We start from the raw sequence: 13,618 nt of genomic DNA, 5'->3' as shown, positions 1-13,618 counted from the left end.
GCCTGGTCTTCGGATGACGCACCGGACTATCGTGGTGACCCTCGACGAGATCCGCGAGGAGCGACGTGAGACCGGAAGGACGTCCCGGCGGCATGGCCCACCGAGTCGATTCTATGTCGATCGGTGGTATCGGTGTGGTCTCCGGCTACGGCTGGGGCCGTGAACAATTGTTTCAGGGGGTGCTGGGGGGAAAACCGGCCGCCGGTCTGTATCCGGGTTACGGGCCGGGACGTGACGAGCACGCCTGGGTCGGCCGGATTCCGGACGGCGGCGACCCGGCGCACGGTCGTGGATTGTTCGGGCGCGCCGTGGTCGCCTCGGCTGCCGAGGCGGTGGCCGACGCCCGCGCGCGTGGCTGGCGCGCCGAGGGCCGAACGGTCGGCCTGGTGCACGCCATCACCCTCGGCGACGTGGCCGACTGGCGTGATTTCTACCTGCGCGACGGCGGGCACCGACGCTCCCGCGACTACCTGCCGATGCTGCCCTCGACCCCCATCTCGGTGGTGATGCAGCGGTACGGCTTCCACGGCCCAGCCATGAACGTGTCGGCGGCGTGCAGTTCCGGCAATGTCGCCGTGCTCACGGCGCGGCAGTGGCGCGACGCGGGCCTGGTGGACGACGTGCTGTGCGTGAGCACCGACCTGTCGGCCACCCCGGAGATGCTCGAGCATTTCGTCGGGATGGGCGCGGCCGTGTCCGATGTGGACCCGTTCACCGCGTGCCGCCCGTTCCAGGAGGGCAGCCTGGGGTTCGTGATGGCGGAGGCGTCGGTGGCGGTGCTGCTCACCGACGCGGTGGATCAGCCCTACGCGCGGGTGCTCGGCGGCGCCATGAACAACGACGCCTACCACGTGGTCTCGGTCGAGCCGACGCACGAGCAGTACCTCGAATGCGTGCGGAAAGCCTTGCACGACAGTGGGGTAGCGGCGTCGGAGGTGAACTACGTGAACGCCCACGGCACCGGCACCCGCCAGTGCGACGCCGCCGAACGCGACGTGCTCACCACCGTCTTCGACGACCAACCGTCGATCATCTCGGTCAAGCCGCTCACCGGTCACTGCCAGGGTGCCGCGGCGGCCGTCGAACTGGCGTTGATCGCGCTGTCCTACGACACCGGCGTCGTCGCGTCGGCGCCGGTCGTCGCGCCCGCGCATCCGCGTTTGCTCGACGGGCCGACACCGATGCGCGGTGGTCTCACCGTGAATCTGTCGATGGGGATGGGCGGCAACAACTCCGCCCTCGTCGTCGGTCCGGCCTGAGGTTCAGTCCTCGCCCGCCTCCGGCCCGCCCGCCAGGGCGAAACCGCCGGTGGTCGGTTGGTCCTGCGGGAGTGGAACCGCCCAGCGCAGCCGCGTGCCCGGCATCTCCGAATGCTCGCCGTCGGCGTCGGCTCGCACCGCGGGCGCGATCTGGAACCGGCCGCCCGCCTCCAGGGCGCGCTGCTCGAGATTGCGCAGCCCACTGCGGATGACGTGATTAGGGATGCCCCACCCGTTGTCGCTCACGGTGATCGTGAGATCGTCGGCCACCTCGATCACGATGGCCACGGTGTCGGCTCCGGAGTGACGCACCGCGTTGCTCACCGCCTCGCGCACAACGGCTTCGGCGTGATCGGCCAGTTGCGGGTCGAGCACCGAGAGCGGGCCCGATACCTGGATGGTCGCGCGCATCGCGATGTCGGCGGTTTGGCGCCGGATCGCGAGTTCGAGCCGCTGTTGCAGCCCTTCGCTGTGGCCCGAACCGCTGGCGTGCAGGTCGAAAATGGAGGTGCGGATCTCCTGCACCACCTCCTGCAGATCCATGATGACCGTCGAAAGACGTTGCCGCACTTCGGGAACCACCGCCTTGGGCATGGTGGCCTGCACGGTGAGGCCGATCGCGAACAGGCGCTGGATCACATGGTCGTGCAGGTCGCGGGCGATGCGGTCGCGGTCGGCGACGATATCGAGCTCACGCATCCGCCGTTGCGCGTCGGCCAGGCGCACCGCAAGCGCCGCCTGATCGCAGAACGCGGCGGTGAGCTCGAGCATCTCGTCGGAATAGGGCGCGAAGCCGGGCGGGCGGATGGTCACCAGCACGCCGAGCGTGGCGTCGGGTGTGCACAGCGGAAGGACGAGAGCCGGTCCGGCACCAGGCAATTCGGCGACCGGGAAGTCGACGCCGAGGACCACCTCGGACACGTCGTCGAAGCGCAGCGGTGTGCGCCTGCTGAAGGCATCGCCGAGTACCGTGCCCGCGATCGGGATCGTCTGCCAGTCCTGGCCGGCGTCGGGGCCGGTCCACTGCGTGACGACCAATTCGCTTACCTCGCCGGGGGATTCGTCGGGCACCGGTACCGAGGCCAGAAACGCCTGGTGCGAACCGGTCAGCCCGCGGGCGTGGTCGACCACGTGGGCGAGTACACGGTCGGATTCGGTGCCCGCCAGGAATTCGGTGGCGATGTCGCGCGTCGCCTCGATCCAGGCCTGTCTGGTGCGCGCCTGCTCGTAGAGGCGCGCGTTGTCGACCGCGATGCCTGCCGCCGCGGCCAACGCGAGGACGAGCACCTCGTCCTCCTCGGTGAACGGTTGCCCGTCGGACTTCTCCGTCAGATACAGGCTGCCGAACACCTCGTCCCGGATCCGTACGGGGACACCGAGAAACGAGTGCATCGGCGGATGACCGGGCGGAAAACCCACCGACGACTCGTGCTCGGTGAGATCGTCGAGCCGCAGCGGTGCCTTCTCCGCGAACACGGCACCGAGCACACCGCGGCCCGCCGGTAATCGCCCGATCCGGTCGCGGATGTGTTCGGGCATACCCTCATCGATGAACTGCGCGACCTGCTGACCGTGCCCGCGGACCGCGAGCGCGCCGTAACGGGCATCGACCAGGTTCATCGCCGTGCGCACCATGGTGCGCAAAGTTTCGTCGAGATCGAGGCCCGCGGTGACCGTGAGCATGGCCTCGACCAGGCCGTCCATCCGGTCGCGCGAGCCGATCATCACCTCGACCCGGTCGGCCACCTCGCCGAGCAGGGCGCGCAGGCGCTGCTGAGACGCGGTGCGGCCCGCCGAATAGCGGCCGCTCCGACCGTCATTCGCCATCGCCGTATCCCGTCGCCGCCCACCTTCGTACCGAGTCAGGAGAAGTCTAGTCCTCGAGGTTGGGGACTTTCGGCCCTTCTACCGCACCGCGCACAGTGGTGGCATAGGGCAGCGGGGGGACGCCGGATCGAGAAGTGGGGCAAGAGATGTATTCGTTGTCGAGCACCCAGCACTGGACTACCGCCGCCGACCCCGAGCTCGCGGTGACCACCCGTGGCGAGGTACCGGCTCAAGACGTCACCCGCGCGGTGCGTGCCATCACCCGCGTGATGCGGCGCCATCATCTCGACAGTCCGGCCCGGGTGCGCGTCACCGCTCCGCGCGGAAACGACGAGCCGACCCTCGTGCAGGCCAACATCCGCACCAACGACACCCTCACCCGCGTGCAGGTCACCGGGCCGGGTGGGTTCGCGGTGACGTTCGCCGCCGAACGTCTGGATCGTCAGCTGGCGCGCCGCGCGGGTAAGGAAGCACGTGGCGCCTGGCCGGACCCTGCCCGGCGCCCGCTGGCCCAGGTCACCGAGACCCGCCCGATCATCCGCCGCAAGGACTGCGCGCTGATGACCGGTACCCCGCTGGAAGCCAGCACCGTCCTGGACGCGATGGATTACGACGCCTATCTGTTCACCGACGCCGATACCGGCGAGGACGCCATCGTCACCTGGGCCGACCCGCACGGTGTTCGCCTGGCCCGCCAGCACCGCACCGTCGCCGCGGGCGACTCGGCGCACCTGCCGCTCACCGCCAGCGCCATGCCGGTGCGGGTGGTGCAGGACGCGGCCCCGGTCTACGCCGAGGACGAGGCATCGGATGTGCTGTGCCGTGGCGGACTGCCGTATCTGTTCTTCACCGACAGTCACAGCGGCCGGGGCAACCTGCTCTACCGCCGCTACGACGGGGACCTGACCATCGTCGTCCCCTCCTGATTTCCTACGGCTCGCGCAGCTTGGTCGCCAGCACCGCGGCCTGGGTGCGGCGTTCGACGCCGAGTTTGGCCAGCAGGCGCGAGACGTAGTTCTTGACCGTCTTCTCGGCCAGGAACATGCGCGCCGCGATCTGACGATTGGTGAGGCCCTCACCGAGGAGTTCGAGCAGCCGCCGTTCCTGATCGGTCAGACCCGCGAGGGGACCGGTCGGTTCGGTGCTGCGGCGCAGCCGGGCGCGCAGCGCGTCGGCCGCGCGGGTGTCGAGCAAGGAGTGACCGGCGCCGACCTGCTTGATCGCGTCGGCCAGCTTCATTCCGTCGATGTTCTTCACCACATATCCGCTGGCACCGGCCAGGATGGCGTCGAGCATGGCGTGCTCGTCGGAGAACGAGGTGAGGATCAGGCAGCGCAGGTCCTCGAACTCGGCCAGCAGATTGCGGCACAGCTCGATGCCGTTGCCGTCGGGTAATCGGACATCGAGCACCGCCACATCGGGCCGGGTCTCCCTGATCCGCACCATCGCCTCGGCCACGCCACCTGCCTGACCGATCACAGTGAGTTCAGGATCACCCTCGAGCAGGTCGATCAACCCTCGCCGCACGATCTCGTGGTCGTCGACCAGAAACACCTCGAGCACGGCGGCCCCTTCATCACGTAGAACGTCCCCCCTGTTCGGTCCAACATAATCCGCTCACCCGAATCCTGTGCAGAGACAGACAATCGCCCACCCAAATCCTGTGCGCAGACAGCAAACTCGCTCACCCAAGTCCGCCACGACCGCACTCCCAGCCCCGCCCGACCCGACCTCGAGGAGGGTCCGCCGCGAAGCGGCGCAGCGGCCCGGCCGCGCGATAAGCGCTCGAAGCGCATGCGCGAAGCGCGAGTCTCGAGCGCTTATCGCGTGGCCCCCCAGGGGCCGCGCTCGAGCGCGCCAGCGCTCCAAAAACACAGCCGGCACCTCCCGGGGCGCAAGCGCTCAGCCGTTCTTGTCGGTGGGTCCACCTAGCATTGATTCCTGGGGGTTCATGTCCGGCGAGCGGATGACGATGGAGAAGGGATTCACCAGGTGGCGGAACGCCTCACTGTGCGCGGAGCTCGGGAACACAACCTGAAAGGTGTGGACCTCGATCTGCCGCGCGACAGCCTGATCGTGTTCACCGGTCTGTCCGGTTCGGGTAAGTCGAGTCTGGCGTTCGACACGATCTTCGCCGAGGGACAGCGCCGGTATGTCGAGTCGCTGTCGGCGTACGCGCGCCAGTTCCTCGGGCAGATGGACAAGCCGGATGTGGACTTCATCGAGGGCCTCTCGCCCGCGGTGTCGATCGACCAGAAGTCGACCAACCGCAACCCGCGCTCGACGGTCGGCACGATCACCGAGGTCTACGACTACCTGCGCCTGCTGTATGCCCGCGCGGGCACGCCGCACTGCCCGGTCTGTGGTGAGCTGATCGCCAAGCAGAGCCCGCAGCAGATCGTCGACCAGGTGCTCGCCATGGACGAGGGCCTGAAGTTCCAGGTCCTCGCGCCGGTGGTGCGTACCCGCAAGGGTGAGTTCGTCGATCTGTTCGACCAGCTCAAGACCCAGGGTTACTCACGTGTGCGGGTGGACGGTGTGGTGTATCCGCTCACCGATCCGCCCAAGCTCAAGAAGCAGGAGAAGCACGACGTCGAGGTCGTCGTCGACCGCCTGTCGGTGAAGGCCGCGTCCAAGCAGCGCCTCACCGACTCGATCGAGACCGCGTTGCGGCTGGCCGACGGCATCGTCGTACTCGATTTCGTCGACCGCGACGAACACGCGCACGACCGGGAGCGCCGTTTCTCCGAGCGCCTGGCCTGCCCGAACGGCCACCCGCTCGACATCGAGGATCTCGAGCCGCGCTCGTTCTCCTTCAACTCGCCCTACGGCGCCTGCCCCGACTGCACCGGTCTCGGCATCCGCAAGGAGGTCGACCCGGAACTGGTCGTCCCCGATCCGGATCTGAGCCTGGCCGAGGGTGCGATCGCGCCGTGGTCGCGCGGTCAGACGGCCGAGTACTTCAACCGTCTGCTGTCGGGTCTGGCCGAGGCCATCGGCTTCTCCATGGACACGCCGTGGCGTGAACTGCCGGCGAAGGCACGCAAGGCGGTCCTCGAGGGCAGCTCCGACCAGGTGCACGTCTCCTACACCAACCGCTACGGACGCAAACGTTCCTACTACGCCGATTTCGAAGGCGTGATGCCGTTCCTGCAGCGGCGCATGGACAACACCGAGTCCGAGCAGATGAAGGAGCACTACGACGGGTACATGCGCGATGTGCCGTGCCCGGTGTGCAACGGTGCCCGACTGCGCCCGGAGATCCTGGCCGTCACCCTGGCCGCCGACGGCAAGAACAGGTCGATCGCCGAGGTCAGCGACCTGTCGATCGGGGAGTGCGCGCACTTCCTCAACTCGTTGACGCTGGGGGAGCGCGAGACCGCGATCGCCGGTCAGGTACTCAAGGAGATCCAGGCCCGGCTCGGCTTCCTGCTCGATGTGGGCCTCGAGTACCTCACGCTCTCGCGCGCGGCGGCGACGCTGTCGGGCGGTGAGGCGCAGCGCATCCGGCTGGCCACCCAGATCGGTTCCGGCCTGGTCGGCGTGCTCTACGTGCTCGACGAGCCGTCGATCGGTCTGCATCAGCGTGACAACCGCAGGCTCATCGAAACCCTGCTGCGGCTCAAGAAGCTGGGCAACACCCTGATCGTTGTCGAACACGACGAGGACACCATCCGCGCCTCGGACTGGGTGGTCGACATCGGTCCGCTCGCGGGTGAGCACGGCGGTCGCGTGGTGCATTCGGGTCCCTACGAGGAATTGCTCACCGAGCCCGAATCCCTCACCGGCGCATATCTTTCCGGCCGCGAGCAGATCGAGCTGCCGCTGGTGCGCCGCGCGGTGGACAAGAAGCGCAAGCTCACCGTCGTCGGCGCCACCGAGCACAATCTGCAGGGCATCGATGTGGCGTTCCCGCTCGGTGTGCTCACCTCCGTCACCGGCGTCTCCGGTTCCGGCAAGTCGACGCTGGTCAACGACATCCTGGCCACCACGCTGGCGAACAAGCTCAACGGCGCGCGGCAGGTGCCCGGCAGGCACACCAGGATCAACGGCGTCGACCAGCTCGACAAGCTGGTGCAGGTCGACCAGTCACCGATCGGGCGCACCCCGCGCTCGAACCCGGCCACCTACACCGGTGTCTTCGACAAGATCCGCACCCTGTTCGCCTCGACCACCGAGGCCAAGGTGCGCGGTTACCAGCCGGGCCGGTTCTCCTTCAACGTCAAGGGCGGCCGGTGCGAGGCGTGCTCGGGTGACGGCACGCTCAAGATCGAGATGAACTTCCTGCCGGACGTGTACGTCCCGTGCGAGGTGTGCCACGGCGCCCGCTACAACCGCGAGACGCTCGAGGTGCACTACAAGGGCAAGACCATCGCCGAGGTCCTGGACATGCCGATCGACGAGGCCGCCGAGTTCTTCGAACCGGTCACCTCCATCCACCGGTACCTCAAAACCCTCGTCGAGGTCGGTCTCGGGTACGTGCGCCTCGGCCAGAGTGCCCCGACCCTGTCCGGCGGTGAGGCACAGCGCGTGAAACTGGCCGCCGAGCTGCAGAAACGCTCGACCGGTCGCACCGTGTACATCCTCGACGAGCCGACGACCGGTCTGCACTTCGAGGACATCCGCAAACTGCTCAAGGTCATCAACGGACTGGTCGACAAGGGCAACACGGTGATCGTCATCGAGCACAACCTCGATGTCATCAAGACCTCCGACTGGGTCATCGACATGGGCCCGGAAGGCGGTTCCGGCGGTGGCACGGTGGTCGCCACGGGCACGCCGGAGGAGGTGGCCCAGGTCGCCGACAGCTACACCGGCCAGTTCCTGAAGGAAGTCCTCGCGGCACCGGCTCCGAAGAAGCCCGCGGCGAAGAAGAAGGCCGCACCGGTGGCGAAGAAGGCGCCCGCCGAGACCGCGACGGCCAAGCGGCTGGCCAGAAAAGCGGCCGCATTGCGCTGACCGGCAGGTGTGTCGGGGCGGAACGGGTTACCGTTCCGCCCGGGACTTCCCGAAAACCCTACGAAGTGAAACGGCCATAGGTAACATTCGCCTCGCCGTCGCCGGAAGACCGGTCAGTAGCGGTTTGTCGATCGACATCCAGTGGTGTCACGCGCGGCGTGGGCAGCGCGGTCGCGGATGTCGTGCAGTACGAAAGGAACGTCCCCAATGGATGAAGCCACGATGGCGCTCATCGGCCAGATTCTGAATTTCCTCAGTGGCGGGTCCTCGCTGGCCTACGAGCCCACGACGCCGACGCCGACTGCCTGACCCGGCAGCCCCGAAAGGATCACCAGCAATGGATACCGGAAGCGCGGCCATCTTCACCGCCCTCGCCAATATGATCTCCTCCGGCTCGGCCGTCTCGGTCACCCCCGGTCAGCCGCCGACTCCGACCCCTACGGTCTGAGCGGCGCTCACGACGTAAAAGGATCCGCCGGCACGTAGGTGCCGGCGGATCTTTGCGTTTCGGGGCTCAGTGCACCGGGCCGGTGTACTTCTCGCCCGGGCCCGCACCCGGCGCGTCCGGCACCGACGACGCCTCACGGAAGGCGCGCTGCAACGCCTGCAGGCCCTCGCGGATCGGCCCGGCGTGCGGCCCGAGGTACTCCACCGACGAGGTGACCAGGCCGGCCAGCGCGGTGATGACCCGGCGCGCCTCGTCGAGGTCGACATTGGCGCCGGTGTTCGGGTTCTCCTCGGCAAGGCCGAGCTTCTCCGCCGCCGAACTCATCAGCATCACAGCGGCCCGGCTGATCACCTCGACCGCGGGAATGTCGGCCAGGTCGCGCACGGGAGGATCGAGCTCGTCAGTCATGGGGATCAGGCTATCGCCAGCCCCGTGCGGGCCACCGCCGCCGGGCCGATTCGGCGATAGCGGAATGCGATGCTAGACTTTCCGCTGACGACCGCCCCTGGTCGTGTCATGCACTTCCTGGGGCAGATAAGTGGAGCCCGACTCCCACCGTTGCCGGCGAGCAATCGTACTGGACAAACGGTCCCGGTCACCCGCTCGTTGTGGCGGGTTCCTCGCGTGTTGTTCGCGCGAGGGTCGACACCGTGCCCTCGGGTGTGGTGTCCGATGATCGGTCGACTCGGGCCCCGTCGCGGAGAAATACCGCAACGGGGCTTTCGCGTTGAATCAGGGGTTGCAGTTATTGCGTGCGGTCGTTAAGACGACACCGCTTGACCTAGGAGGCCCCATCAGCACTGAGACCCGCATCAACGATCGCATCCGAGTTCCCGAGGTTCGACTCATCGGACCCGGCGGCGAACAGGTTGGGATCGTGCGTGTTGAAGATGCACTTCGCGTCGCGCTCGAAGCCGATCTCGACCTGGTCGAGGTGGCACCCGATGCCCGTCCGCCGGTCTGCAAGATCATGGACTACGGCAAGTTCAAGTACGAGACCGCGCAGAAAGCGCGCGAGTCCCGCAAGAACCAGGTTCAGACCGTGATCAAGGAGCAGAAGCTCCGCCCGAAGATCGACGACCACGACTACGAGACCAAGAAGCGCAACGTCGTTCGCTTCCTCGAAGCCGGGTCGAAGGTCAAGGTCACGATCATGTTCCGCGGTCGTGAGCAGTCGCGGCCCGAACTCGGCTTCCGGCTGCTGCAGCGGCTGGCCTCCGACGTCGCCGAACTCGGCTTCGTCGAGACCTCGGCCAAGCAGGACGGCCGCAACATGACCATGGTCCTCGCCCCCCACAAGGGCGCGAAGACGCGGGTGAAGGCACAGCAGGACTCGGCCCCGCGTCCGGCCGAGCCGACCGCACCGGCACCGGCACAGCCGACCGCTCCGGCCGCCGCCGAGCAGGCCGCGCCCGCGGAGCAGGCGCAGGCCGACCCGCAGTAACACCGATTTCACCGACTAGATAGAGGAATCCATGCCGAAGAACAAGACCCACAGCGGCGCCAAGAAGCGATTCAAGGTGACCGGCCGGGGCAAGCTGCTTCGCGAGCAGGCGAACCGTCGCCACCTCCTGGAGCACAAGTCCTCCCGCCGGACTCGTCGTCTGGAAGGCACGGAGTCCGTTGCCGACGTCGACGCCCCCCGCGTGAAGCGGCTGCTCGGTCTCGCCTGATCCAAGGCAGACCGTCGCACCCCGACGACTGCGCGGCCGGGATGACCGGACGCCGACAACTACCGAATTCGGGCGCCGCCGCGCCCCCCAGATGATCAAGGACTGAAAAGTGGCACGCGTCAAAAGGGCTGTCAACGCTCAGAAGAAGCGCCGTTCCATCCTCGAGGCCTCCAAGGGCTACCGGGGCCAGCGTTCGCGCCTGTACCGCAAGGCCAAGGAACAGCAGCTCCACTCGCTGACCTACGCCTACCGCGACCGCAAGGCGCGCAAGGGTGACTTCCGCAAGCTGTGGATCGCTCGTATCAACGCCGCCGCGCGTCTGAACGACATCACCTACAACCGCTTCATCCAGGGCCTCAAGGCCGCTGGTGTCGAGGTGGACCGCAAGATCCTCGCCGAGCTCGCCGTCTCCGACGCCGAGGCCTTCGCCGGTCTCGTCGCTGTCGCCAAGGCCGCGCTGCCCGCCGACGTCAACGCCCCGGCCTCGGCTGCCTGAGCTTGACGACGCACAACGATCTGTCGGAACGACCCGTGGACGCGCTCTCCGAGCGCAACCCGCGGGTCGTTTCGGCTGTCAAGCTCCAGCGCGCCGCGCACCGTCGCAAGACCGGCCTGTTCCTGGCCGAAGGCGCCAATGCCGTCACCGCCGCGCTGGAGACCGGCCGGGTGCGTGAGCTGTTCTACTCGCTCGCCGCGGCCAAGCGCGATGTCGCGCTGATCGCCGGTGCCGACGCCGACGGTGTGCGCACCACGCTGGTGAGCGATCGCGCCGCCGAGCATCTGGGCGAAACCGTTACCGCGCCGGGCCTGGTCGCCGTGTGCGAGCAGCTCGATGTTCCCCTCGGCCAGATCCTCGACGGTGCACCCCGCATGCTCGCGGTGCCCGTGGAGATCGCCGAACCCGGCAACGCGGGCACCCTCATCCGGGTTGCCGACGCCGTCGGTGCCGACGGTGTCGTGCTCGCCGGTGACGCGGTCGACCCGCACAACGGCAAATGTGTCCGCGCCAGCGCGGGCAGCCTGTTCCACGTCCCGATCGCGCGCAGCCGCAGTATCGACGCCACCCTCGACGCGCTGTCCTCGGCCGGAATCACGCTGCTGGCGACCACCGCTCACGGTGAGGTCGACCTCGACGACGCCGACGACATCCTCACCGGGCCGGTCGCCTGGCTCTTCGGCAACGAGGCCCACGGTCTCGACCCCGCCGTCGCCGCCCGCGCCGACCATCGCATCCGCATCCCCATCCACGGCCGCGCCGAAAGCCTGAATCTGGCCGCGGCAGCGGCGATCTGCCTCTACGCCAACGCCCGCGTCCAGCACGCGAAGTAGGTCTTCACAGTTCCACGGCGCACTGCAGTTCGTCGAGGACGGCCCTCGACCAGGGGAGTTCGATGGCGTCGGGCCCTGCCACCTGCATCGCGGTCATGATGGTGAGCAACATGCCGGTGGCGAGGAAGCGGCGGGCGTGCAGGGCGTCGGCGCCCGTGCGGTCGACGATCAGCTGGTAGATGCGGCCGAAGTGTTCGCGCACGTGCTCGCCGATCTCCGGGTCGGCGCTGGCGGCGACGCCGTGCAGCAGCACGAGCGGTAGCTGACGTTCGGAGAGGAATACGTCGTAGTTCGTCCCGAGGCTGCGCAGCGCTTCGGCGGTGTCGGCGTCGGGCGCGATTTCGGCGCTGCGGAACACGTCCTCGATGCGTGCGCACACGTGCTGCAGCACCGCCACGAACAGGTGCTGTTTGCTGCCGAAGAGTCGGATCACATACGGCTGGGAGACCCCCGCGCGGCGGGCCACCTCATCGGTTTTCGTTGCGGCGTACCCGGATTCGGCGAAGGCGCCGACGGCGGCGGCGAGGACCTGGGCGCTGCGCTCGGCCGCGGTCATCCGGGTTCTCGTCGTCTCGCTCATGCATTCGCCTCCGGTCGGTACGCGGATTCCTCTTGACATGTTATCAGTGGATGCATAACCATTGGAGTCAAGTTATCAGTGGATTACAACAAGGGTGGATCATGACTCAGACACTCGATCCCGGCGATGCCGTTCTCGCCGGCGCGCCGTCACCCGGCCCGAAGGCCAAGCCGCTCGGTGCGGTCGTCGCCGCCGTCGGTATCCCGATGTTCATGGTCACGTTGGACAACCTCGTGGTGACCAACGCCCTGCCCGTGATCAAAACTGAACTGGGAGCGTCGCTTTCGGACCTGCAATGGTTCGTCAACGCCTACACGCTGTCGTTCGCGGCGCTGCTGCTCACCGCCTCGGCGCTCGGCGATCGCATCGGCCGCCGCCGGGTCTTCCTGGCGGGCATCGCCGTGTTCGTCGTCGCGTCGGCCGCGTGCGCACTGGCCACCGAGCCGTGGATGCTCATCCTCGCCAGGGCGATCCAGGGTGCCGGTGGCGCGGCCGTGATGCCGTTGTCGCTGACACTGCTCGCCGCGGCCGTGCCCGAGCGCATGCGCAGCGCCGCGATCGGCATCTGGGGCGGCTTGGCCGGGCTCGGTGTGGCTGTCGGCCCGGTGGTCGGCGGTGCGGTCGTCGAGGGGCTGAACTGGCAGTGGATCTTCTGGCTCAACGTGCCCGTCGGCCTGCTCGCGCTGCCCTTCGCCGCCCGCATGCTGAGCGAATCGCGCGGTGCCGCACGCAAACTCGACCTGCTCGGTCTCGTCCTGTCCGCCGTCGGCGTACTCGCGCTGGTGTGGGGCGTGATCCACGGCGCCGAGGACGGCTGGACCGCTCCGCAGGTGCTCACCGCCCTGGTCGGTGGTGTCGCGCTGCTGGTCGCGTTCGTCGTCTGGGAGCACCGCACCGCCGAACCGATGCTGCCGCTGCGCATGTTCGCCAACCGTGGCCTGAGCCTGAGCTACCTCGTGTCGTTCGGGTTCTCCGCCGGTGTGTTCGGTGCCATCTTCCTGCTCGCGCAGTTCTTCCAGGTGGTGCAGGGGTACTCGCCGCTCGAGTCCGGCATCCGCACGATGCCGTGGACGATGGTTCCGATGGTCGTCGCCCCGCTGGCCGGACTCGTCGTCGACCGGGTCGGCCCGCGTGTCCTCATCGCCACCGGCCAGGTCTGCCTGGCCGTGTCCCTGGCCTGGATGGCGCTGATCACGAGCACGGACGTCCCCTACATCTCCTTCGTCGCACCCTTCGTCCTCGGCGGCATCGGCATGGGCCTCACCTTCGCCCCGTCGTCCACCATCGTCATGGCCAGCGCCTCACCCGCCGACCAGGGCATGGCCTCGGGCATCAACAGCACCGTCCGCGAGGTCGGCGTCGCGATGGGCATCGCGGTCCTCGCCTCGGTCTTCGCCACCGCCGGCTCCTACACCGACCCCCAGTCCTACGTCGACGGCCTGATCCCCGCAGTCTGGGTAGGCGCCGCCCTCGTCGCCGCCGCCGCGATCATCGCCGCCTTCCTGCCCCGGCACACCCGGCCGACTACCTGACTGAGGCGGGT

General features: G+C 68.0%; 12 protein-coding genes. 8 read left to right on the top strand and 4 right to left on the bottom strand.

Annotated elements, in window-relative coordinates:
* Positions 1-113 precede the first annotated feature (113 nt).
* Complete coding sequence (locus tag AB0I19_RS24135) at positions 114-1,259, top strand: beta-ketoacyl synthase N-terminal-like domain-containing protein (RefSeq protein WP_357151369.1); 1,146 nt, start codon at positions 114-116, stop codon at positions 1,257-1,259.
* Between the two features lie 3 nt (positions 1,260-1,262).
* Here AB0I19_RS24135 and AB0I19_RS24130 read toward each other — a convergent pair whose 3' ends face one another.
* Positions 1,263-3,086, bottom strand: a complete 1,824-nt coding sequence (locus AB0I19_RS24130) for a GAF domain-containing sensor histidine kinase (protein WP_181697703.1) — start codon at positions 3,084-3,086, stop codon at positions 1,263-1,265.
* Positions 3,087-3,232: 146 nt separating this feature from the next.
* On the opposite strand from AB0I19_RS24130, the gene AB0I19_RS24125 reads away from it, so the two are divergent.
* The gene (locus tag AB0I19_RS24125; RefSeq protein ID WP_067498565.1) at positions 3,233-4,012 is read left to right on the top strand and encodes a sigma 54 modulation/S30EA ribosomal C-terminal domain-containing protein; all 780 of its coding nucleotides are present in this window, start codon (positions 3,233-3,235) and stop codon (positions 4,010-4,012) included.
* A 4-nt stretch (positions 4,013-4,016) separates the two neighbouring features.
* Here AB0I19_RS24125 and AB0I19_RS24120 read toward each other — a convergent pair whose 3' ends face one another.
* Positions 4,017-4,649, bottom strand: coding sequence for a response regulator transcription factor (locus tag AB0I19_RS24120; RefSeq protein ID WP_067498562.1), 633 nt, complete (start codon positions 4,647-4,649; stop codon positions 4,017-4,019).
* A gap of 429 nt (positions 4,650-5,078) precedes the next feature.
* Here AB0I19_RS24120 and uvrA point away from each other — a divergent pair, with 429 nt between their 5' ends.
* Entirely contained in the window at positions 5,079-8,045 is a 2,967-nt protein-coding gene (gene uvrA, locus AB0I19_RS24115) for an excinuclease ABC subunit UvrA (RefSeq protein WP_357151366.1), read from the top strand.
* A 514-nt stretch (positions 8,046-8,559) separates the two neighbouring features.
* Here uvrA and AB0I19_RS24110 read toward each other — a convergent pair.
* The gene (locus AB0I19_RS24110) at positions 8,560-8,901 is read right to left on the bottom strand and encodes a DUF1844 domain-containing protein (RefSeq protein ID WP_067498543.1); all 342 of its coding nucleotides are present in this window, start codon (positions 8,899-8,901) and stop codon (positions 8,560-8,562) included.
* Between the two features lie 331 nt (positions 8,902-9,232).
* Between AB0I19_RS24110 and infC the strand changes: the two genes are divergently transcribed.
* The 4 genes from infC (at position 9,233) to AB0I19_RS24090 (ending at position 11,495) form a co-directional block, all read left to right on the top strand.
* Entirely contained in the window at positions 9,233-9,937 is a 705-nt protein-coding gene (gene infC / locus AB0I19_RS24105; RefSeq protein WP_357151364.1) for a translation initiation factor IF-3, read from the top strand.
* A 31-nt stretch (positions 9,938-9,968) separates the two neighbouring features.
* Positions 9,969-10,166, top strand: coding sequence for a 50S ribosomal protein L35 (gene rpmI / locus AB0I19_RS24100; protein WP_067498539.1), 198 nt, complete (start codon positions 9,969-9,971; stop codon positions 10,164-10,166).
* Positions 10,167-10,275: 109 nt separating this feature from the next.
* Positions 10,276-10,662: a 50S ribosomal protein L20 gene (rplT, locus tag AB0I19_RS24095; protein ID WP_067498536.1), complete on the top strand. Its 387-nt coding sequence runs from the start codon at positions 10,276-10,278 to the stop codon at positions 10,660-10,662.
* Positions 10,663-10,697: 35 nt separating this feature from the next.
* The gene (locus tag AB0I19_RS24090) at positions 10,698-11,495 is read left to right on the top strand and encodes an RNA methyltransferase (RefSeq protein WP_067644845.1); all 798 of its coding nucleotides are present in this window, start codon (positions 10,698-10,700) and stop codon (positions 11,493-11,495) included.
* Positions 11,496-11,499: 4 nt separating this feature from the next.
* Here the strand turns inward: AB0I19_RS24090 and AB0I19_RS24085 are convergent, their stop codons facing one another.
* On the bottom strand, positions 11,500-12,075 hold the full coding sequence (locus AB0I19_RS24085; protein ID WP_357151362.1) for a TetR/AcrR family transcriptional regulator: 576 nt from the start codon (positions 12,073-12,075) through the stop codon (positions 11,500-11,502).
* Positions 12,076-12,176: 101 nt separating this feature from the next.
* Between AB0I19_RS24085 and AB0I19_RS24080 the strand changes: the two genes are divergently transcribed.
* A complete protein-coding gene (locus tag AB0I19_RS24080) occupies positions 12,177-13,607 on the top strand; it encodes an MFS transporter (RefSeq protein WP_357151360.1) in 1,431 nt (476 codons plus the stop codon).
* The last annotated feature ends 11 nt before the right edge of the window (positions 13,608-13,618 follow it).

It is taken from the genome of Nocardia sp. NPDC050413 (assembly GCF_040655475.1).
In the GTDB taxonomy this organism is placed as follows: Bacteria; Actinomycetota; Actinomycetes; order Mycobacteriales; family Mycobacteriaceae; genus Nocardia; species Nocardia coubleae.
The sequence above is the reverse complement of the archived record's forward strand: the minus strand, read 5'-3'. Positions and strand labels throughout refer to the sequence as shown.